At 72.6% G+C, this 20629-nt stretch carries 18 protein-coding genes; 9 read left to right on the forward strand and 9 right to left on the reverse strand.

What is annotated here, in order from left to right:
- Positions 1–309 precede the first annotated feature (309 nt).
- Together WMF44_RS15485 and WMF44_RS15490 are read left to right on the forward strand one after the other, a co-directional pair.
- Positions 310–1518 carry a protein phosphatase 2C domain-containing protein gene (locus tag WMF44_RS15485; protein WP_437299884.1) on the forward strand — a complete coding sequence of 403 codons (1209 nt, stop codon included), beginning with the start codon at positions 310–312 and terminating at the stop codon, positions 1516–1518.
- Positions 1515–2240 (forward strand): pseudouridine synthase, encoded by a 726-nt coding sequence (locus WMF44_RS15490; protein WP_437299885.1) that lies wholly within the window; start codon positions 1515–1517, stop codon positions 2238–2240. Before WMF44_RS15485 ends, WMF44_RS15490 begins: the two co-directional genes overlap by 4 nt.
- Here the strand turns inward: WMF44_RS15490 and WMF44_RS15495 are convergent.
- From WMF44_RS15495 to argJ, 6 genes are all read right to left on the reverse strand, one after another.
- A complete protein-coding gene (locus tag WMF44_RS15495) occupies positions 2206–3309 on the reverse strand; it encodes a dipeptide epimerase (protein WP_437299886.1) in 1104 nt (367 codons plus the stop codon). The genes WMF44_RS15490 and WMF44_RS15495 overlap by 35 nt on opposite strands.
- A 25-nt stretch (positions 3310–3334) precedes the next feature.
- Positions 3335–3946, reverse strand: a complete 612-nt coding sequence (locus tag WMF44_RS15500; RefSeq protein ID WP_437299887.1) for a TlpA family protein disulfide reductase — start codon at positions 3944–3946, stop codon at positions 3335–3337.
- Positions 3947–3966: 20 nt separating this feature from the next.
- A complete protein-coding gene (gene fabZ / locus WMF44_RS15505; RefSeq protein ID WP_012235490.1) occupies positions 3967–4434 on the reverse strand; it encodes a 3-hydroxyacyl-ACP dehydratase FabZ in 468 nt (155 codons plus the stop codon).
- A 48-nt stretch (positions 4435–4482) separates the two neighbouring features.
- Positions 4483–5079, reverse strand: coding sequence for an OmpH family outer membrane protein (locus WMF44_RS15510; RefSeq protein ID WP_437299888.1), 597 nt, complete (start codon positions 5077–5079; stop codon positions 4483–4485).
- A gap of 48 nt (positions 5080–5127) precedes the next feature.
- Positions 5128–6018 carry a hypothetical protein gene (locus tag WMF44_RS15515; protein WP_437299889.1) on the reverse strand — a complete coding sequence of 297 codons (891 nt, stop codon included), beginning with the start codon at positions 6016–6018 and terminating at the stop codon, positions 5128–5130.
- Positions 6019–6324: 306 nt separating this feature from the next.
- Positions 6325–7500, reverse strand: a complete 1176-nt coding sequence (argJ, locus tag WMF44_RS15520; protein WP_437299890.1) for a bifunctional glutamate N-acetyltransferase/amino-acid acetyltransferase ArgJ — start codon at positions 7498–7500, stop codon at positions 6325–6327.
- Positions 7501–7635: 135 nt separating this feature from the next.
- Between argJ and WMF44_RS15525 the strand changes: the two genes are divergently transcribed.
- The 6 genes from WMF44_RS15525 (at position 7636) to WMF44_RS15550 (ending at position 17275) form a co-directional block, all read left to right on the forward strand.
- Positions 7636–9252 (forward strand): hypothetical protein, encoded by a 1617-nt coding sequence (locus tag WMF44_RS15525; protein WP_437299891.1) that lies wholly within the window; start codon positions 7636–7638, stop codon positions 9250–9252.
- Positions 9253–9261: 9 nt separating this feature from the next.
- Positions 9262–10122: a hypothetical protein gene (locus tag WMF44_RS15530; protein ID WP_437299892.1), complete on the forward strand. Its 861-nt coding sequence runs from the start codon at positions 9262–9264 to the stop codon at positions 10120–10122.
- A gap of 143 nt (positions 10123–10265) precedes the next feature.
- Positions 10266–12404: a DUF2169 family type VI secretion system accessory protein gene (locus WMF44_RS15535; RefSeq protein ID WP_437299893.1), complete on the forward strand. Its 2139-nt coding sequence runs from the start codon at positions 10266–10268 to the stop codon at positions 12402–12404.
- Positions 12405–12483: 79 nt separating this feature from the next.
- Complete coding sequence (locus WMF44_RS15540; RefSeq protein WP_437299894.1) at positions 12484–13944, forward strand: serine/threonine-protein kinase; 1461 nt, start codon at positions 12484–12486, stop codon at positions 13942–13944.
- A gap of 775 nt (positions 13945–14719) precedes the next feature.
- Complete coding sequence (locus WMF44_RS15545) at positions 14720–14908, forward strand: hypothetical protein (protein WP_437299895.1); 189 nt, start codon at positions 14720–14722, stop codon at positions 14906–14908.
- 1449 nt (positions 14909–16357) lie between these two features.
- Positions 16358–17275, forward strand: coding sequence for a glycoside hydrolase family 11 protein (locus WMF44_RS15550; RefSeq protein WP_437299896.1), 918 nt, complete (start codon positions 16358–16360; stop codon positions 17273–17275).
- Between the two features lie 51 nt (positions 17276–17326).
- Here the strand turns inward: WMF44_RS15550 and WMF44_RS15555 are convergent, their stop codons facing one another.
- Both WMF44_RS15555 and WMF44_RS15560 read right to left on the reverse strand, forming a co-directional pair.
- Positions 17327–18136, reverse strand: a complete 810-nt coding sequence (locus tag WMF44_RS15555) for a fumarylacetoacetate hydrolase family protein (RefSeq protein WP_437299897.1) — start codon at positions 18134–18136, stop codon at positions 17327–17329.
- 135 nt (positions 18137–18271) lie between these two features.
- Positions 18272–19060, reverse strand: coding sequence for a class I SAM-dependent methyltransferase (locus WMF44_RS15560; protein ID WP_437299898.1), 789 nt, complete (start codon positions 19058–19060; stop codon positions 18272–18274).
- Between the two features lie 29 nt (positions 19061–19089).
- Between WMF44_RS15560 and WMF44_RS15565 the strand changes: the two genes are divergently transcribed.
- Positions 19090–19758, forward strand: coding sequence for a DUF2293 domain-containing protein (locus WMF44_RS15565; protein WP_437299899.1), 669 nt, complete (start codon positions 19090–19092; stop codon positions 19756–19758).
- Between the two features lie 27 nt (positions 19759–19785).
- Here WMF44_RS15565 and WMF44_RS15570 read toward each other — a convergent pair whose 3' ends face one another.
- On the reverse strand, positions 19786–20412 hold the full coding sequence (locus WMF44_RS15570; RefSeq protein WP_437299900.1) for an HAD family hydrolase: 627 nt from the start codon (positions 20410–20412) through the stop codon (positions 19786–19788).
- Positions 20413–20629 lie beyond the last annotated feature (217 nt).

Raw genomic sequence — 20629 nt, forward strand, 5'->3', positions numbered from 1 at the left:
GAGTCGGGCCAACCGTGGATCCGTGCGCGTTGCACGCTGGTGTGTCCGCCGGAGGCACGGCCTCGCCTCGGCCGGTGCGCAGGGCGCGCCGGCCCGCGTCAGCGGGGGCCAGGGCGAGGCCCGCCGCGCGCCGCCGCGAGGGGGGCAGCGGGGCGGCACCGTGGCGCGCGCTCGCGGCGGGGACAGGGGCGAGCGCGCGTCACGTTGCCGACCGCCGGCCGACGCAGGCGAGCGGGCGTGGAGCCGCCGCGCGGTCGTCGACGGACGCGCCATTTTGACGCCGCCCGCACGGTGTCTATCCTGGTCGCGGTGTCCCGGATCCTCCCACGCTTCGACTATCGCATCGAGTTCGCCGCATCGACCGATGTAGGCCTCGTCCGCCCGAGCAATGAGGACCGGATCCTCTGTTGCCCCGAGCTCGCCCTCTTCGGCATCGCCGACGGCATGGGCGGCCACGCCGCGGGCGAGGTCGCGGCTCAGATCGCCGTCGACACGGTGCGCGTCGAGGTGCTCCGCCCGCCCGCCGCCGCCATCCTCGACGCGTACGTGGCCGACCCGAACATCGAGGCGCGGCGCGAGGTGTTCGCGCTGCTCCGGCGCGTGGGCGAGGCCGCGCACGCGGCCATCCTGGAGGCGCGCCGCGCGGAGCCGAGCTACCAGGGGATGGGCACGACGCTCGATTTCGTCGTGCTCGCGCACAGCCGGGCGTTCTTCGCCCACGCGGGCGACAGCCGCGCGTACCTGGTTCGCCCGACGACCACCGTCCAGCTCACCCAGGACCATGCTCTCTACGATACGCTCCGCGCGGCCGGCAACCCGACCCCGGCCAGGAAGCCGCAACGGAACCCGCTCGTGAACGCGATCGGGCTCGCGGGCACCGTCGCGGTCGACACCGTGTTCGTCGATCTCTCGCGCGGCGACCGCATCGTCCTCTGCACCGACGGGGTGCACAACGCGATCGACAGCGAGGCGTCGCTCTCCCGCTTCTGCTCGAAGGGCGGGCCCGAGGAGGTCGCCGCCGGCCTCCTCGGCCACGCGCGCGAGCGCGGGGGCCACGACAACGCGAGCGCGATCGTCATCGACATCAAGGAGCGCTTCGTCAAGCGCGCGGACGACGCCGGCCCGTCCTCGCGCGATCTGTCGGTGCTCTCCGCGTGCCCGCTCCTCGCCGGCATGAGCCCCGCGGCGGTGCTCGGGGCGCTCGCGGCCGGCGTCGAGGTGGAGCTCGGCGCGGGGGATCGGATCCCGCGCGACGTCGCCAGCGATCTGGTCGCTTACCTGGTGCTCGACGGCGCCGTGAACCTGCCGGACGGGCGGCGCGTCGGGTCCTCCGGGCTGCTCTTCCCGGAGTCGCTCGTGGGCGCGCGGCGCAAGGGCGATCTGCCCGTCGCCGCGGCGCGCACGCGGCTCATCCGGATCCGCAAGGACGATTTCGCCGAGGTCTGCGAGCACGACGCGGAGCTCGCGGCCGCCCTGTACCAGCGGCTCGCGCGGTACCTCGCGCTCGGGACCGGATGAGCGCGGCCGCGACGCAGCTCTCCCTGCTCCACCTGGACGATCGCGTCGCGGCCTTCGCGAAGCCGTCCGGGCTGCTCGTGCACCGCGGCTGGGGTGACGCGCCGGTCGTGTTCGTCGACCTCGCCGAGCGCGCGCTGGGCCGGAAGGTCTACCCGGTCCACCGCCTGGACCGGGCGACGAGCGGCGTCCTGCTCGTCGCGCTCGACTCCGCCGCCGCGGCGCTGCTCTGCGCGCAGTTCGAGCAGGGCCTCGCGCGGAAGCGCTACCTGGCGCTCGTGCGCGGCGTGCCCCCCGAGCGCGGGTGCGTCGATCACCCGATCCCGCGGCGCGAGGGGGGCCCGCGCGTGCCGGCCGTCACCGACTTCGAGCGCCTCCACGCGCTCGAGCGCTACGCCGTCGTCGAGGCGCGCCCGCGCACGGGCCGCCTGCACCAGGTGCGGAGGCACCTCAAGCACATCAGCCACCCGATCATCGGCGACGTGAACTACGGCAAGGGCGAGCACAACCGCCTGTTCCGCGAGCGGTACGCGCTGCACCGCCTCGCGCTCCACGCGGCCGAGCTCGCCGTCGCCCACCCGGAGACGGGCGCGCCGCTCTGCCTCGCCGCCCCGCTGCCCGACGACCTGCGGGGCCCGTTCGATCAGCTGGGCGTGCCGGCGTGGATCGGCGCCGTCGACGACGCGGCCGCTAGCCCGCCCCTGGAGAGCGGCGCTCCGGGGTGACGCCGTGGCCGGCGCGGATCTCCTCGAGGGAGAGCGCCGGGCCTCGCTGGACGAAGCCGCCGTCGAACGGGTTCTCGGCGAGGAACAGGGGCGTGTCGAGATCGACGAACGAGAACCCGCCGAGGCCGGCGGCCAGGCACGCCGACGCCGTCATCGCGAGCACCGACTCGACCATCCCGCCGATCATGAGCCCGAGCCCCGCGGCGCGGGCGACCGCCGCGATGTCGAGCGCCTCGGCGATGCCGCCCTTCATCAGCTTGATGTTCACCACGGTCGCCGCGCGCTCCGCCGCGACGCGCAGGACGTCCTCCGCGGAGGCGGCGCTCTCGTCGGCGGCCACGTCGACGCCGGCGCGCCGCGTGACCTCCTTCATGCCGTCCCAGTCGTCCCGCGGCACCGGCTGCTCCAGCAGCGCGACGTCCGCGCCGAGCCGGCGCGCGTGCGCGACGAGCGCGAGCGCCTCGCCCGCCGTGAGCCCGCCGTTGCCGTCGAGGATCAGCGACGCCCCGGGCGCGGCCGCGTAAATCGCCTCGATGCGCGCCGGGTCCGACGCGGCGAGGCGGCCGCCGACCTTCACCTTGAGCGCGCGGAAGCCCATGGCCGATGCGCGCCGCGCGGCCTCCTCCGCGCGCTCCGGCGAGCCGGTGGTGATGGTGATGTCGGTCGTGAGCGCCGTCCCGGAGCCGCCGAAGAAGGCCCAGAGCGGCATGCCCGCGCGCTTCGTGAGCGCGTCGAGGATCGCTGTCTCGATCGCGCAGCGCGCCGCGCCCGCGCCGCCCCCGGACGCCTCGCGGAGCGCGCGCGCGACGGCGCGCCACGCGCGCGCGTCCGAGCCCACCACCGCCTCGCGCAGGGAGACGGCGGCGGCGCGCGACCCGTCCTGCGTCTCGCCGTTGAACGCGGGCAGCGGCGCCGCCTCGCCGAAGCCGAGCGTCCCGTCGGCGAGCTCCACGGTGACGAGGAGGTTCGCCGCGCGCTCCTGCGCGCCGCCGGCGATGCCGAACGGCTCGTGCAGGGGGATGTCGAGCGCCTCGACCGAGACGCGTCGGATCAGGGTGGGGGTCGTCAAGACGAGCGTCGCCTCCTCGGGAGCCTCAAGGGGATCGGCGGCCGCCGCCGGCAGGCGGCGGAGCCGCCGCCGGGCCGAGCAGCGCCTCGATCTCCCGGGAGATCTTGTCCGTCTCGCCGTCCTCGTAGCCCGCGTGGACATGGCGCACGACGCCGTCCCGATCGACGACGAACGCGGTCGGCATCCGCCGCGGCTTGTACGCCTTCTCCGCGCTCTGGTCCTTGTCCCAGAGGATCTTGAACCTGACCCCCGCCTCGTCCGCGAACCCCGCGATCTGCTCCGTCGAGACGTCCTCGGGGGCGTCGAGGGAGACGGCGAGCACGGCGAGATCGCCGCCGAAGCGGTCGACGAGCTCCTGGTACCTGGGGAACGATCTTCTGCAGGGGCGGCAGTAGGTCGCCCAGAAATCGACGATCACCACCTTGCCGCGCGCGTCCTTGAGCGTGGAGGGCCCCTCGCCGCTCACGACCTCCGCCGCGAGCTCGGGCGCCGCGGAGCCGATCAGGCCGCCGCCCGCCTCGGGCGCCGGCGGAGCGACGGGCGCGGCGCCGCCGCAGCCGCCTGCGAGCGAGAGCGCGAGCGAGGCGCAGAGGGCCGCGAGGACTCGGGCGAACGACGGCGATGGACTGGGCCTCATGACGAGATCTCCCTCCCCGATCAGGGCTCGCGATCGACGATGGAAGCGAGCATCTCTCCCTCGGCGCAGAGCGTCCCGTCGACGCTCGCCTCGCCGCGCAGCTTCCAGACGTTCGAGCGGTGGTGCAGCACCTCGGCGTAGAGATCGAGCCGGTCGCCGGGCGTCACGGTGTGGCGGAACTTCGCCTTGTCGATGCCGAGGAAGAACATGAGGTTCGACGTGGCGTCGAACGGATCCGACGCATAGGCGAGGATGCCGCCGAGCTGCGTGAGCGACTCCAGGATCAGCACCCCGGGCATGATCGGCCGCTGGGGGAAGTGCCCCTGGAACCAGGGCTCGTTGTAAGCGACGCACTTGTAGCCGCGGATGCACTTGTTGGCGGTGATCTCCGTCACCCGGTCGACCATCACGAGGGGGTAACGGTGCGGCAGGATCGACAGGATCTGGTGGATGTCGAGCGTGACGGGCGCTTGGGTTCGCTCGGGCAAGGCCGGCTCCTTTCCGCGGTGTGGAGCGTGGAGCGCGCGGGCGGCGCGCTACTTCGCGTCGTCCTTCTTCTCTGCCTTGTCGCCGCCCGCGTCGTCCTCGCCGCCGCCGGTGTTGTAGAGCTGGATGATCTGCTCCGTCAGATCGAGATCGGCGCGGACGTACGGGGCCGCTTGCTTGTCGAAGATGATCTCGTAGCCCGACTTCTTCGCGATCCTGCCGACGATGAGCATCATCTTCTTGAGGATGGGCCCGGTGAGCTCGCCCTGCTTCTTCTGGAGCTCCTTGTTGTAGTCGACGAACACGGTCTGGAGCTCGACCATCTGGCGCTGCCAGTCCTCCATCCGCTTCTGGAGCGACTCGCGCGAGAGCACGCGCGACTGCTTCTCGATGTCCTCGCGCGCCCGCTGGAGCTCGGTCTGCTTCGCGTCGAGCTCCTGCTGCCGCCGGTCGAAGAGCTTCTTCAGCGTGGCCTGCGCTCGGATGCCGTCCTCCGTCTGCATGACGGCGTGCTGCACGTCGACGACGGCGATCCGGGTCTCGGCGGCGGCGACGCTCGGCACGGCGAGGGCGAGCGAGACGGCGGCGGCGCGGGCGATCCGAGCGAAGAGCGGCGCGGGCCGATGGACGGGAGAGCGGGAGACCATTGGAGGCGATTACCCGCCGCGTGACGGACGGTCAAGGTGTGCGGGGGATCAGAGGCACTTGCCCGAGATGCAGCTCTCGCCGTCGGGGCAAGGCTCGTCGAGCGAGCACTCCGGGGCGACCTCCTCCCGCGTCTTGCAGAACCCGTCCTCGCAGCCGACGAAGCGGCTGTCGATGAGCTGGCAGGCCCGGGTGTTCTCGCACGGGTAGTGGCAGTAGCCGTCCTCCATGCACTCCTGGCCCTGCGCCGCGCAGGCCTTGGCACCGCAGCCGGGCTGAGGCGAGGGGTCGTCCATGCACGCGCCGGTGGCCGCGTTGCACACCTCGCCGGGCGCGCAGTCCGCGTGCGACGCGCAGCCGGTGGAGCAGGCGCCGTCGACGCAGATCGCGCCGCCCTCGCACGGGGCCGCGTCGCCGCACTCGGGGTTCGCGGGGTCGGGGACGCAGACCCCGCGGTCGCAGCGCGTGCCGGGCTCCGCGCAGGGCGCGGCGCTGGAGCAGCCATCAGCGCACTCGCCGTTCACGCACACCCTGCCGTCGCCGCACTCGTAGCTGAACTCGCACGCCGCGATGCAGAGCCCGTCGACGCACCGCGTGCCGTCCTCGCACGCGCCGTCACCGTCGCAGGGACACGTGGTGAGCTCCGCGTCGCACTCGACCTCCGCGCCCCCCGCGCCGCCCTGGCCCGCGCCGCCCTGACCCGCGCCGCCCTGACCCGGGTCTACCGGACCCGCGCCGCCCCAGCCCCCGCTGCTGGTGGTGTCGATGTCCGGCTCCACGGGGCGACACCCGTAGCCGTCGCAGAGGAAACAGTTCTCGCCATCGGGGTCGCACTGGAGCGACGCATCGCCGCAGCCGCCGCAGCCCGTCGCGGTCGCGGCGATCATCAGGAACAGCGCGCCTCGACCCAGGATCTTCGCAAGGGGGGAATGAAGAAGCATCGAAGTCCTCCAGCGGCGGCCGGCACCAGCGCGGCCTTCCCGCACGACTACCATGACGCGCGCTAACACGCAGCGTGCCACGGGGCGGCAGGAGAGGAGCGCCGGGAAGCCCGACGAGGCGCTCATTTTGTGAACCCGCTTGTGAACCTGCGTTCACCTGCGCTCGTCGCGCGAGGTTCACTGATCCGTGGGGGTCGCGCGGCGTGAGGCGGGGGACGGCCGGCGCTCGGAGCGCCGGCGCTTCCGGTCAGGGCGAAGGCGCGGGGGCGCTCCCTGCGAGCAGCCCGGCCGGTCACCCCGTGAGGATCAGGAGCGGTACCCCGCGTTCACGTCGACGTAGCCGTGCCCGAGATCGCTCGTGAGGTACGCGAAGTCGCCGGGGCCGCCGCCGAGCACGATCTCGATGACATAGGTGTCGCGCGCGAGCACCTCGTTCGCCTTGAGCTCGGCTTCCGCCCCGACCGGCGCGCCGTTCCGCACGATCGGGATCCCGCCGACGAGGACCTGGGCCTCGCGCGGGTCGAAGGGGACCCCTGCGCGGCCCGCGGCGGCGAGCAGCCGCCCCCAGTTCGCGTCCTTGCCGAACAGCGCGGTCTTCACGAGCATCGACGTGGCCACCGTGCGCGCGACGGCGCGCGCACCGTCGCGGGTCGCGAGCCCGCGGACGCGGATCTCGGCGACGTGCGTGCTGCCCTCGCCGTCGGCCACCATCGAGCGCGCGAGCTCGCCGCACACCTCGGTGAGGCCCGCCGAGAGCTCGTCGCGCGAGACGCGGCGCTGCGACGCGCCGGAGGACAGGAGGAGCACCGTGTCGTTGGTGCTGGTGTCCCCATCGACGCTGCACGCGTTGAACGTCACGTCGCACGAGGCCGCCAGCGCGTCGCTCGCCTCGCCGGCGTCGATCACGGCGTCGGTGAACAGGAAGACGAGCATCGTCGCGTGGGGCGGGCCCACGTCGGGGTGGATCATCCCGGCGCCCTTGCCGATGCCGAGCAGCGTCGCGCCGGCGCCGAGCTTGCGCTGCGCGAGCTTCGGCCAGCGGTCGGTCGTGCAGATCGCCTGGGCGAAATCGAGGTAGCCCTTCGGCGACAGGCGCGCCGACAGCTCCGGGACACGCTCGATGATCCGGTGCGCGGGCAGGACGGCGCCGATCACGCCGGTCGAGGCGGGGAGCACCTCGTCCTCCGCGGCGCCGATGGACTCGGCGACGGCGCGCGTCGTGTCGAGCGTCGCCTTCCAGCCTGCCTCGCCCGTGCACGCGTTCGCGCACCCGCTGTTGGCGACGACGGCGCGAGCGCGCCCCGACCGGACGCGCTGCATCGCGATGTCCACGGGCGCCGCGCGCACCACGTTCCGCGTGAACATGCCGGCCACGATCGCCGGCTGATCGGCCACCGCGAGCGCGACGTCGATGCGCCCGTCTTTCCGGATCCCGGCGCTGACGGCGCCGAAGCGAAACCCTGCAACTGGCTCGAAGCTCATGAGGGCGCGGAGTCTACGCACGAACGCGCGCCGGGAGAAAGCGACAACCGGAAGGCGCGCGCGCGGGGACGCGCGGGGAGATGAGACGCCCGGAGGCGGCCGGGCTGAGCGCGGCATTTGCAATGCTCTGCCGCGATGATCGCGGTCCGGATTGTCGACATCAAGGGCCTGTATCTGCCGGGCTTTCCCGACAGCACGGCGCCGCCGGGGACGACGCGGGCGGCTGGATATAAGCCCGGTTACAAGAGCCTCGATAACCGGGGACGCGTCTACATCAACCGAGATCTCGACGGGCAGTGGGCAAAGAATACGCAGCTCGTCGAGATCACCGTCGAGGTGACGGGCTCCGAGGGCGAGCTGCCAGAAGGAGCCCGGATTCGCTGGAGCGCGCGCGATCCAGACGATCCATCGAATGAGCGGCCGGAGGTGCACCCGGACTGGGCTGCCACCCTCGACGAGAACGATTACGACGCCGCGGGGGGCTATGCGGCCCCGGCCGAAGACGACAACGAGGGATCGCAGGACAGGGCGCCTGGCTGGGAAGAGGTGGAGGGCTATGCGCTGTCCGACGCGACGGAGACCAGCGCGAGCACGGCGATCGTGGGGGGGCGGAGCACGATCCGGCGCCACATGACCGATATCGCCGGAGACAACCTGATCGTGAGCGCCGAGCTCGACGCCGATGGCGTCGCCGAGGCGGCCGGCGACGAGACCGGGATCATGACGCTCTGGCGCCGGATCGACGTCGAGTACATCCGGATGGAGAGCGCGCCCCGGGTGCCCGTGGAGCAGGCGCCGGAGCACTTCGAGCCGGTCTTCACCCAGCTCGACTTCACCGAGGCGCGCGTGATCCAGGACCTGCAGCACATGGCGCTCGACGCGGGCACGCTCGGCGAGATGGCCTCGCGCTTCGTGAGCGAGCAGTTCGAGCACGCCGGGGAACCTGGCTGGTTCTGCCTGATCGCCGCGCTCGAGCCGCACCCCGTGCCCGAGGTCCGGGGCGAGCCGCTGTTCTCCGGCAGCGTCACGATCCTGGACGGCGGCGAGGGCGAGCGGCGCGGCGAGTACGTGGAGATCCCTGGCGCCCACCCGGACGCGAGCCACGTCACGTTCCGCTGGGATGGCTGGCGGATGAGCTTCTCGGTCGCGAGCGCGGCAGTCCTCGACGACCCGCCGCGGACCCGCCTCTGGCTCGCGCCGCACGACATCCAGAGCCAGTTCACCGCGGGCGACGGGTCCCTGGCGCACGCGTACGAGCGGCGCCTCTTCTTCTTCCCTCGGGCCCGCCGCAGGGACGGGGCGTGGGAGCCCCCGGGCTACGGCATCCCCGCGCGCGTCGAGGCCGACGTGAGGGGTCCAGGGGCCTCCTACACCGCCGGCATGAGCCCCACGATCGACATCGGGTCGGCGAGGTACTTCGCCGGCAGGACCATCCTGTTCACCCATCACAGGGCGTGGTGGGACCCCGAGGGGGCGCGGCCCCGGCGCGGCTATGAGCAAGCCACGCTCCACACCATCGTCCACGAGCTCACGCACGCGTTCGGAATGCCGCACAAGTGCGGCTACTTCGATTACCGGACGCCGCGCCAGACGACGTGTTGCATGAACTATCGGTCCCACTGGATGGTGGACGCCGACCAGGAGCTCATCCCTGGAACCGAGGGGCGGGTCGGCAACGACCTGTGCGGGCGCCACGTGAAGGAGACCCGGCGCGTGCGCCTCGAGGACAACAGGGGACTTCGATGGAGATGAGGGGCTGTCATGTCCGATGAACACGCGCGGAGCGCCGGGGACCCGGTCGGCCCGCCTGGGCTGGTGCTCCGTTCGCTCGATCACGATCGCCGCTATGTGCTCGGCTTTCCCCTGCACGTGGCCATCACGCTGTGCGCCGACCGCCCTCGGGCCTGCATCCTGCGGCTCCCGCGCCCGAGCTGGGCGGGCAACGCCGGCGCGATCGGCGTCCGCCTCGCGCGGGCGGGCACCGGCGAGGAGGTCGTGAGGACCGAGCCCGAGCCGGTCGTGCTCCCCGAGCACGGCACGCCGGTGTTCCGCCTGTGCCCGGGCGAGTGCAGGCGCATGCTCATCGACGTCTCGTCGTACCTGCCGGCGGGGCTCGATCCCGGGCAGTACACGCTGGCGATCGTCTACGTCGGGCCGCCGGACCGCGCGGAGAGCGCGCCGGCGCCGATCGAGCTCGCGGCGCCGAGCCCCGAGGAGCAGCGCGAGCTCGGGCGCCTCGCGCCCGAGGCCGCCCGCGCGGGCTCCTGGGGCCGCTGGACGAGCCTCCCTCCGGACAGCGGCGCGGCGGTCACGAGCCGCGTGGAGCCGGGCGACCCGCTCCGCTTCGACCGCATCCTGCGTTACCTGATGTACGGGCCGCAGCCGCTCGGCGACGTGGATCCGGCCCTGCTCGACGTGCTCCGCGGCGTCTACGAGCCGGAGGCCCACGCGCTCCGCGCCGAGATCTACGCCGCGCGGGGAGACACGGCGCGCTTCGCGGAGGCGGCGGCGTTCATCCGGGCCACCTACCCGGGGCTCGCCTGGTGGATCGAGCGGATCGAGGCGGGGCAGAGCGAGATCGCCTTCGTCCGGGCATGCCGGGCGAACCCGTGCGGCGCGTGAGCGGCGGCTCCGGTCCACGCCCGCTCACGCCCTCGCCGCCGCGCCGGCGCCACACGCAGATCACGCGATTGCAACGCGATGTTCACGTCGAGCGGGTTCAATGGCCGCTGAGCGATGCGTGACGCGATGCGAGCCGTGGCGAGGTGCTTCTGCAGGAGGACGCGGGCGTGAGCGCGCTGCCGCCCGACGCCGTGGCGTCGCTCCCGGGCGCCGAGGCCGCCGCCGTCTCGTGGCGCACGCAGGGCCAGCGCTACATCACGATCATCGTCAAGGCGAGCTTCGCGTTCACGCCCGGCGCGGCCATGTGGCGGACGGAGCCGCAGGAGATCCTCCGCGCCGAGGTCCATCACGGCAAGAACCCCGCGCGGAGCGTGCGGTTCACCGGCGATCTCGCGCCCTACCTGGGCCGCGCGGACGTGCTCTTCACGGGCGACGCGCACGCGCCTGACGGGGCGCATGTCGAGCGTTTGCCGGTGCGGCTCGCCGTCTTCGGCGCGGGCGGCTGCGCGCTCGACAAACGCCTCCTCGTCCGCGACCAAAAGCCGTTCCAGCGGATGCCCCTCGTGTACGAGAAGGCAGCGCGCGGCCCGAACGGGTGGGAGAACCCCTTCGGCATCGACGCGGGCGACGGCGAGGCCAAAGTCCTCGATCCCCTGGACCCCGGGCGGCCCGCGGGGCTCGGCCCGATCGCGCGCGCCTGGCCCGTGCGCAAGCGGCTGCTCGGCAAGACCCGGCGCGAGACGCTCGAGGGTCCGAACGCGGAGATCCCCGCTGGCTTCGACTGGTCGTACTTCCAGGCGGCGCCTCCGGACCAGCGGACCGAGTACCTGCGCGGCGACGAGTGGATCGTGCTCGAGAACCTGCACCCGGCCGCGCGCCGGCTGGAGATGCGCCTGCCCCGAGCGCGCGGCGTTGCGCGGATCCAGGGGCTCGCCGCGCCTCCCGCGACGGGGGGCGACGTCGTCGAGCTCAACGCGGACACGCTCCGGATCGACGGCGCCGAGCAGCGCTGCACGGTCGTGTGGCGTCAGATCGTCCCCGTCCCCGACGACCTCGCCCTCGCGGCCGTGCGGATCGCGGCCGGCGTCGCGGTCGACGGCGAGGAGCTCGCGTGGCCCGACCTGCGCCCCGGGCGGGCCTCGGGCGCCGCGGGAGCGGCGCCGGATGCGCTCGCGATCGGCCCGCGAGGGACCGTGCACATCGAGGACGCGCCCGGCCAGGCGCGCCAGCGGGACGGGGATCCGGGGCGCACGATCCACCTCTCGGGCGACGAGATCGAGCTCATCGACCTGATCCAGCGCCCGTCGCCGCTGCAGACGGTCGCGCTCTCCGACGAGCAGGGCGAGGCGGCGGAGCGCGCGCCGGCGCTTCCGTTCGCGCCCCCTCCGGGATCGGCGCGGCGGGGTCGGCCCGAGCCAGCGCGACCGCAGAGCGATGCCGTCGCGAGCGCGACGCTCGTGCTGTCGAGCGAGGAGGGGGTGCGCGTCGGCGAGCGGCCCGCGATCCCGTTCTTCTTCGACCCGAGGCCGGCGCCGCGCGTCGAGCCCAGGGCGCCGATCCCCGGCGCGCCCTGGTCTGGCGCGCTCGCTTCAGCGGCGCCGGGCCCGTCCATGGGGCTCGCGACCCTCGCGCTGGAGGAGGCTCCGCCGCCGCCCGCCGAGGTGTTGCCGCCGCCCGTCGAGTCTTCGCCCCACGCCGCGCCGACCTCGGGCGTCCTCGCGCGCGAGCCCGAGCGACCGGCGGCGTCCCGCTTCTTTCACGTCCTCCGGCGCGAGGACGAGCCGCCCTCCGCGTCGCTCCCGCCGCTCGGCGACGGCGACGAGGTGAGCCTCGAGCGGTGCGCGATCGTCACGGCGGAGCTCGCCGAGAAGCCGGTCCCCCGCGCCGACGTGCTCAGGGCGCACGGCCTGTCGGAGGCGCGCTGGGCAGAGGCCGAGCGGCGGTGGCGGGACGCGATGGCGGAGGAGGCCAGGCGCCGCGAGCGGGCGCTCCGCGACAGGTTCGACGCGGCCTACGTCGGCGCGTGGGAAGCCGTCTGTGGCCCGCTGCATGCGGCCGACTATGCCCGGCTGATCGTCGCGACCGAGCGCAGCGGGGGCGCCGCGGCGCTCGGCGACCGTGCGATCCGGCGCACCGTGTGGGTGCGCATGAAGCGCCTCTGGGTCAGGCGCCTCGCCGACGATCCGCGCCTCAGGGCCCGCGTCGAGGCCGAGATCGCGAGGCTGCGCGAGGCGCCGCGCCAGCGCGCGCAGGCCGGCGCTCCCGCGGCGTACGCCGTCTGATGCGCGTCGCGCGCCGTGCCCCTTGACCGCGGCGCCCGGGGTTCCGAACATCATCGCTGGTGCAAGCGATGGTCCGTTCATGATCGACGCGTCGACGCTGGGCAAGGAGCTCGCGGGCCGGTACAGCGTGGAGGGGCTGCTCGGCGTGGGCTCGATGGGCGCCGTCTTCCGCGCGCGCCACCTCGCGCTCGCGCGGGTCGTGGCGATCAAGGTGCTCACCGGGCACACGGATCCGAACGCCGGGGAGCGGATGCTGCGCGAGGCGCGCATCTCGGCGCTCATCAAGTCGCCGCACGTGGTGGGCTGCTACGACTTCGGCTTCCTCTCGAGCCGCTCGCCGTTCATGGTGATGGAGTACGTGGGCGGCCCGTCGCTGGCCGCGCGGCTCCAGGACGGGCCGCTGCCGCTCGACGATCTGCGGCGCTACATGCTCCATGCGGCGCGGGGGATGGCCGCCGCGACCGAGCTCGGCGTGATGCACCGCGACCTGAAGCCGTCGAACATGCTGATCGCGCCGTCGGGGGAGCTGAAGGTCGCCGACTTCGGCCTCGCGCGCCTGACCGCCACGACGGGGCCCTCGGCGCTCCGGGAGCAGCCCCTCACCGCGATGGGCACCGTGCTGGGGACGCCGTTCTACATGGCGCCCGAGCAGGCGTGGAGCCCGCAGGAGAGCGACACGCGCGCGGACATCTACAGCTATGGCGCGTCGTTCTACCACGCGGCCACGGGCCAGCGGCCGTTCGAGGAGCAGGAGCTCCTGCCGCTCCTGCTCGCGCACCGGCAGGACATCCCGGCCCGGCCGCGGGCGCTCCGTCCCGAGCTCGACGAGGACGTGCAGACCGTCCTGGAGCGCTGCCTGGCCAAGGACCCGAAGGACCGCTTCCAGTCCTTCGACGAGATCGACACCGCCCTCGTGGGCGCCCAGAGCACCCGCTGGGGGGATCCGCACGATCTGACGCTCCGTGTGTACATGGAGCAGTACAAGCGCTTCCGGCCCGCGCTCCTGGCGGGCGGCCCTGCGGGGCCGGTGACGGCCTTCCAGTTCCACGGGGACAGGACGCTCTCGATCGTGCGCGCGAACATCGCGGGCGTGTCGGCCGACGCGCTCGTGAGCGCGGACGACGGGCAGCTCACCATGGCGGGCGGCGTGGCGCTCGCCCTGAACCACGCGAGCGGCGGCGTGTGCCACATGGAGACGCGCAAGTACATTCCCGTGCGGCACGGCGGGGTGGTGGTCAGCTCCGCTGGCAGGTTGAACGCGCGGTTCGTGTTCCACGCGATCACGCTCGACTGGGATCACGTGGCGACCTACAGGCCGACGCGCGACCTCATCCTGCGGCTCCTGGAGGGGTGCTTTTATCAAGCGGACACGATGAAGCTCCGGAGCATGGCGCTGCCGCTGCTCGGGGCGGGGAGGGCGGGCTTCTCGCCCGCCGAGTGCCTCGACACGATGGTCGAGTTCCTCGTGAAGGCGATGCTCCTCGGCGGGACAGGGCTGTCGCACGTGACGATCGTGCTCCGGGAGGGCGCCGGGGTCTGAGGGAGCGCCCTCTCGGCAGGTCGCGCCGCGTCATCGCCCCCGGCAGTCCCCAACGTGGACGTGAACGTGGTCGTGGTCGTGGTCGTTCACGGCCTATCGTTGACGACCACGACCACGACCACGTTCACGTCCACGTCCACGTCCACGACCACGTTGGGGACTGCCGGGGGGCGGGCTTGATGCCCTGAACGCGCTCGGGCACGGCTCCTGCGCAGCTCAGCCGGCCTCCTGCACGTCGATTTTGTGTCCTTTATCACTGAATGCCGCCTCCTGCGCAGCTCAGCCGGCCTCCTGCGCAGCGCCGGCGGCTCTCTTGCGCAGCCACGGCGGCCTCCTGCGCAGCGCCGGCGGCTCTCTTGCGCAGCCACGGCGGCCTCCTGCGCAGCGCCGGCGGCTCTCCTGCGCAGCCACGGCGGCCTCCTGCGCAGCGCCGGCGGCTCTCCTTCGCAGCCACGGCGGCCTCCTGCGCAGCGCCGGCGGCTCTCCTTCGCGGCCACGGCGGCCTCCTGCGCAGCGCCGGCGGCTCTCCTGCGCAGCCACGGCGGCCTCCTGCGCAGCGCCGGCGGCTCTCCTTCGCGGCCACGGCGGCCTCCTGCGCAGCGCCGGCGGCTCTCCTTCGCAGCCACGGCGGCCTCCTGCGCAGCGCCGGCGGCTCTCCTGCGCGACTCTGGCCGTCTCGTGCGCAGTCTCTTCTCGTCAGCGTTTCGGTCGATCGATCTCTGCTGCGAGCACGCGGAGGCCCTTCAAAAGGCGCCCCGCGGCGGAGTACTGGTACGTGGGCACTGAGAAGCTGAAGGACGATGCGCCCTTCCCCGTCGTCCGCGGCGCCTCCGCCGGAGGAGACGAGGAGGGCGAGGAAGACGGCGCCTCGGAGGAGGCCGAGCCGGAGGACCGCGCGTCCGAGGAGGGCGAGCCGGAAGACGACGAACCGGGTGAGGACGGGGACGACCAAGAGTCGCCCTGATCTCGCCCGTCACGAATCCCTACCGGGAATGGCCCCGAGCCGACCCAACCGACGAGCGCCGCTCGCGGAGAGATCTCATCGACGCGATCCACTCCCAGGATTCGCGTCCCGTCTGCATCGAGCTTGCTGACCTCTTCCGTGATCGAGCGCGGCGCCCGCGACGAGGGGCACGTGCGCCAGCGTGGGCGCGACCCCTCTCGCCCGCTTCGACCGCGCGGCGAGCACGGTGCTGCCGCCAGCGTCCAACGAGATCGCCGCGGCGCCGTGGATCTCCGGACGCGTGCTGTTCGCCGACCACTCGGCTGACGAAGACTGCCAATCACATCACCATCAGCACACCAGCGTACGCCCAGGACGGGTCGACTCCTGTCTCTTCGGAACACTCGCCGATTTTCTATTTGACGCCCAGATCCCACCAAGAACAATCCGTCGCTCCAGGGGCAGGCGTCGGGGTCTATCGGCGGCGTCGGAGGCTTCGGGTATGTCCCGCTACAGCCGCAAAACCACACCGGCTACGACGAGGACCCATGCAGCGGCGGCTCACGGCTCGTTTAGCAGCTCTTGTCGGCAGCATTGCGTCGATGTGGCGGAGGCATGCGAAAATGACTGTCAAGTGTGACAAGATTCAGGACGGCTGCCATGAGGACTGCACAAGACGCGACCCCACGGAACGTGTCGCGAGAGGTGAAATGCCGAGTATTCAAGTGTCTTCGCGACGGCGAGGCTGAATGCAGGTGAGGTCCATTGTTTGAGTTGACCACTCCATTGGCCCCAACGGACGGTAGTCCGCGGCGGACCATCACGCTTCGAATGAGTGACGTGCGGCTCGAGCCCGATGGTACGCGGCCCCGCCGATGCCGAGCGTCGGCCCGTCGTCGCCGCCGCACCCGACCAGCGCGACTCCGAGCGCGAGCACGCTCGCCGTGAAAAGCAAACTACGAGCTTCCATGCTGCGCAGGCTAACAGGCGAGTCAGACGTCGTGTCAACCAGCGCTCACCCCGTGACTCCACACTGGAGGCGCCGGAAGGCGACTCGCCTCGGGCTAACCCATCGGATCCACGAACACTTCGAGGCGGAGCAGACCCCATCGAAGAAAGGACCCTTGACTTTCGCCTCATGGTTGTAAGAGTATTTCAAACCCCCTTGTTCTTGCTTTCTCCGTCGGATGCCCGGCACAATCGTACGGCGTATTCGTGCGTGAGCGTCTGTTTGATGAACGTCGTGAACGCGAGGCATGTGGTCGGCGCAGGCTCGCAGGTGCATTCATGATCGCCGGGATCCTGAGCGCGCTGGCCGGAAATCTTGAATTTAAACCAATGGTTCGAGGGTACGCAGGCGTCTCGATGGTTCAGTAATTCATCTCGAGCAGAAGCCTGCGGCTTCGCCGGTCCATCATGGAGAACCCTTCAATGCGCATCGCTCCCTTGCTCGGCTACTTATCCGCTTCGATGGCATGCGGCCTGCTGGCGTGCAACGCCGAGCGCATCGTGGGCGAGGACCTCGAAGTCCTGGACCCCTCGTCGAGCAGCGGCTCGATCTCGTCGACGAGCAGCAGCTCGGGGACGGGCGGCGGCGGGGCCGGCGGGACTGGCGGGGGCTCCTCGTCGAGCAGCAGCTCGGGGACGGGCGGCGATGGGGCCGGCGGGGCCTCCTCGTCGAGCAGCAGCTCGGGGCCGGGCGGCGGCGGGGCCGGCGCCGGTGGGGCCTCGTCGTCGACGAGCAGCTTGGGGACTGGCGGCGGCGGGGCCGGCGGGGCCGGCGGCGCGCCCGACGCGTGCACGACCTCCGAACCGTCGGTCTGCAGCAATCAAACCGGCGACCACTGCGGCTTCACCTATCAACTCTGGAAGGACCGGGGGACCGGCTGCCTGACCAGCACCGCGGATGGCTTCAGCGTGGAATGGAGCGATATCAACAGTTTGCTGGGCTGCAAAGGCCTGAGGCCCGGGTCGGCGAACCAGATCGTGACCTACGAGGCCGACTTTCAGCCAGGGGGCAATTCCTACCTGGGTGTCTATGGATGGACGAAGAAGCCGGACGTCGAATACTATATCGTCGATGGCTGGGGCACCTGGCGCCCCCCTGGCGGAACAAGAACCATGGGCACCGTCACGAGCGACGGAGGCGTCTATGACATCTACAGAGTCGATCGATCCGATGTGATTGGGATCGATGGCGTCAATGCCCCTCCCCAGTTCTGGAGCGTTCGCACGCAGAAGCGCACGAGCGGAACCATCACCGTCGCCAACCACTTCGACGCATGGCAGAGTCTGGGGATGAACATGGGGACCTTGAGCGAGGTCTCGATGTTCGTGGAAGGATATCAGAGCAGCGGAAGGGCTGAGGTGAGCTTCTCCATGAGATGAGCGCCGGGGTCGGAGCGTCGAGCCCGGCCCGCCCCCGGGCCGCTCGCCGAGCTAGCGCCCGCTCGCGCCGTCTCCCCGCGCGGCCACGGACAGCCGCAGCGCGCCGATCCCGCGCGCCTCGGCCGTGGCGCCGGCGATGTCGATGACGAGCTCGTCGCCGGACACGAGCGGCCCCACGCCCTGGGGCGTCCCGGTCGCGATGACGTCGCCAGGCTCCAGGGTCATCACCCGGCTGATGTACGCGACCAGCTCGGCCACTCCCCAGATCATCTGCGACGTCATCCCGTCCTGCCGCACCTGGGAGTTCACGACCGCCCGCACGCGGAGCGCCGCGGGGTCGAGCGCCGTCTCGATCCACGGCCCCACGGGGCAGAACGTGTCGAACCCCTTGCCCCGCGTGAATTGCACGTCCTTCCGCTGCAGATCCCGCGCGGTGATGTCGCCCAGGCAGGTGTACCCGAGCACGTGATCCAGCGCCTCCTCCGGCCGCACGGCCCGGGCGCGGCGGCCGATGATCACGCCGAGCTCCGCCTCGTGCTCGACCCGCTGGCTCTCCGGCGGGAGCACGATGGACTGGCCAGGACCGATGAGCGCCGAGGGCGGCTTGAGGAAGAGGAGCGGCTCGACCGGGACGTCGTTGCCCAGCTCCTGCGCGTGCGCGGCGTAATTGCGCCCCACACACACGATCTTCGTGGGGGCCACGGGGCAGGCGAGATCGATGTCGGTCCACGCCACGGCCTCCCCCGTTGTCTTGCCGCCGAGCCAGGGCGGAGCGTCCAGGACGAGCGCGGCTGCGCCGTCGAGGCGGGCGAAGAAGGCTGGGCGATCCTGATCGGGAGGCGCGAGGCGAGCGAAGCGCATGGCGCGAGCAAAGCGCGATCTTCGCGTCGCGGCAAGCCTCGGAGACCCGCGCGCCGCGACGTGCGAGCGCCGGGCGCCCGCCAGCGCGGAGCTCGTGCGTCGTGGTCGTCGCGCGACGTCGGCGGCGGGCCGCCGTCACCGAGGAGGCGCCGCGACGCCCGGACGTCGCGCGACGAGGCGAGCCTCGTGATGCCCTTCCTCGAGCCACCCTTCCTCGTAACGGACCACCTCGAGCGCCTCGCCGAGGAGCCCCGGCAGCTCGCCGTCATCGAGCAGCCAGCGCGCGCTCGGGTGCGCGTGCCGCAGCAGGTTCGACCGCGTCGGGTGCACGACGACGAGGTGCCCGCCCGGGGCGAGCTCCGCCGCGCAGGCCGCGAGCCTGCGCTCGAGGAAGTAGAAGATCAGGAGGAGGTCCCACGGCCCGGCGGGGAGCGGGTCGCGCTCCACGTCGAGCGCCACCGTGCGCAGCGCGAGCCCCTCTCTCGCCGCGGCGGTCCGCGCGACGCCGAGCCCGACCTCGGAGATGTCGGCGAGCGTCACGTCGAGCCCGCGCCGCGCGAGCCACAGGGCGTGACGACCCGCGCCGCCCGCCAGGTCGAGCGCGCGCCCGCGCCGGGGCAGGAGCGGATCGAGCGCCGTGAGCACGGCGGACGGCTCCCCCGGAGCGCCGCCGCCCTCGCGGTAGCGGGCATCCCACCTCGTGCGATCGTCGTCCGACACGCTGTCCTCCTGTCCTGCTGGCCGCACCGGGGCGAACACCGGCGAGCGCCCCTCGCCGGCGCGGAGCGTACCATCCCAGCGGGCCGCTCCGGCGCAGAGCGACGGCCCTCCAGCGGGCCGCTCCGGCGCAGAGCGACGGTCCTCCAGCGGGCCGCTCCGGCGCGGAGCGACGGCGCCGGCCGGCGTCTTCTGGACGCGCGGCATGACCTGGCCTAGCACGCCGGCGGTTCGCCATGCCCGAGTGCCTGACCCTGGCCCCGACCCCGGATCCCCGCCGCTTCCGCGCGCCCGACGGCGCGCTGCTCTCGCCGCCCGAAGGCTGGGTGTGCCTGCCCCCGGGCGACGCCGGGCTCACCCGCCGGGTGAAGCTCGCGGGCCCTTCCTGGATGGTCGTCGAGAAGCGCGGGAGGAAGACGTTCTCCCGGGGCCTCTGGGCGCCGGCCGCCACCATCGAGGCCGCCCGCGCGGCGCTCGAGGCCGAGCGCAGCACGCCCGCGTACGCAAAGAAGCGGGAGGCGGACGCCCGGCGGAGGGAGCGCGACCAGGAGGAGTACGTGCGCGAGTTCGAGGCGGCGGTGGCCGCGTTCCTCCGGTTCTCGCCGCGCTACGCGGCGCTCGCGCGGGCGGTCGCGACCAAGGTGACGCTGCACGCCACGCCGGTCGGCAGCGGCACCGTCGCCCGCACCGAGCGGATCCCGGTCGCGCAGCGCGCCGAGTCGGCCGTGATCGCCTGGATGCGGCACCAGACCACGGCCTACGACGCGATGGCCATCCCGCGCGTGAAGGGGATGCGCCGCGAGGTGCGGCGCGAGCTCGCGCAGATCTCCCGCGCCATCCTCGATCTCCATCGCGGCGACGCGCCGCACGCGGGCGCGTCGTGCCCGCTCTGCGCGGCGCTCTGACGCGCGGGGCGGCGCGGGGCGAGCCCGTCACGCGCCGAGCAACCCCTCGCCGACCAGCCGCGCGCGCAGCCCCGCGGCCCCGTCGAACAGGTGCGCGCGCATCCCGATCGCGGCCGCCGCCTCGCAGTTCTCGGCGCGATCGTCGACGAACAGGCACTCGCCGGCGCCGACCCCGATGCGCGTCATGAGCCGATCGAAGAACTCGCGCGCCGGCTTGCGCACGCCCAGGTGATGGCTCGAATAGACCCCCTCGAACAGGACGTCGAGCGCGAACGCCTCGCGCACCTCCTCGACCCACACGGGGTAATTGCTCGCCACGAACCTGAGCGCGCGGCCCTCGAGCGACGCGACGATCTCGCGCACGCCGGGCAAGAAGCGGTATCCCGCGCGGCGCACCCGGTTGAACGCGTCGAGGTCGAACGAGAACCCCGCGGCGCCTTCACGAAAGAACCGGCGAGCGAACTCGGCCTCATCGATCTCGCCGATCTCGAACGCAGGCCAGCACGTGGGGTCGCGGTGCTTTGCCATCTCGGAAGGCGCGGCGCGCGCGGCGGGCGCGCCGGGCGCGGCGGACCGGATCGCCGCGGCGAGCGCCTCCCGGTACGGGTCGTAGAGGACCGTGTCCATCAGATCGAAGCACACTGCGCGGACCATCAGGCGCGAACCGTAGCACCGGCGCGCGCCTGTGTGCGCACACAGGTCACACAGGCGCACAGGCGTGCGGCCACACGGGTGAGTTGCGCTGAGGGCGCGCGAGCCAGCGCGAGCCAGCGCGAACCAGCCCGATGTCACGAACACGAAACGGATACGAACTACGAACTTTGAGAAAGCGCATCTCGCAATGCGCTGCGCGATGGCTTATACTGGGTAT

It is taken from the genome of Sorangium sp. So ce426 (genome assembly GCF_051475585.1).
Taxonomy (GTDB): Bacteria; Myxococcota_A; Polyangia; order Polyangiales; family Polyangiaceae; genus Sorangium; species Sorangium cellulosum_B.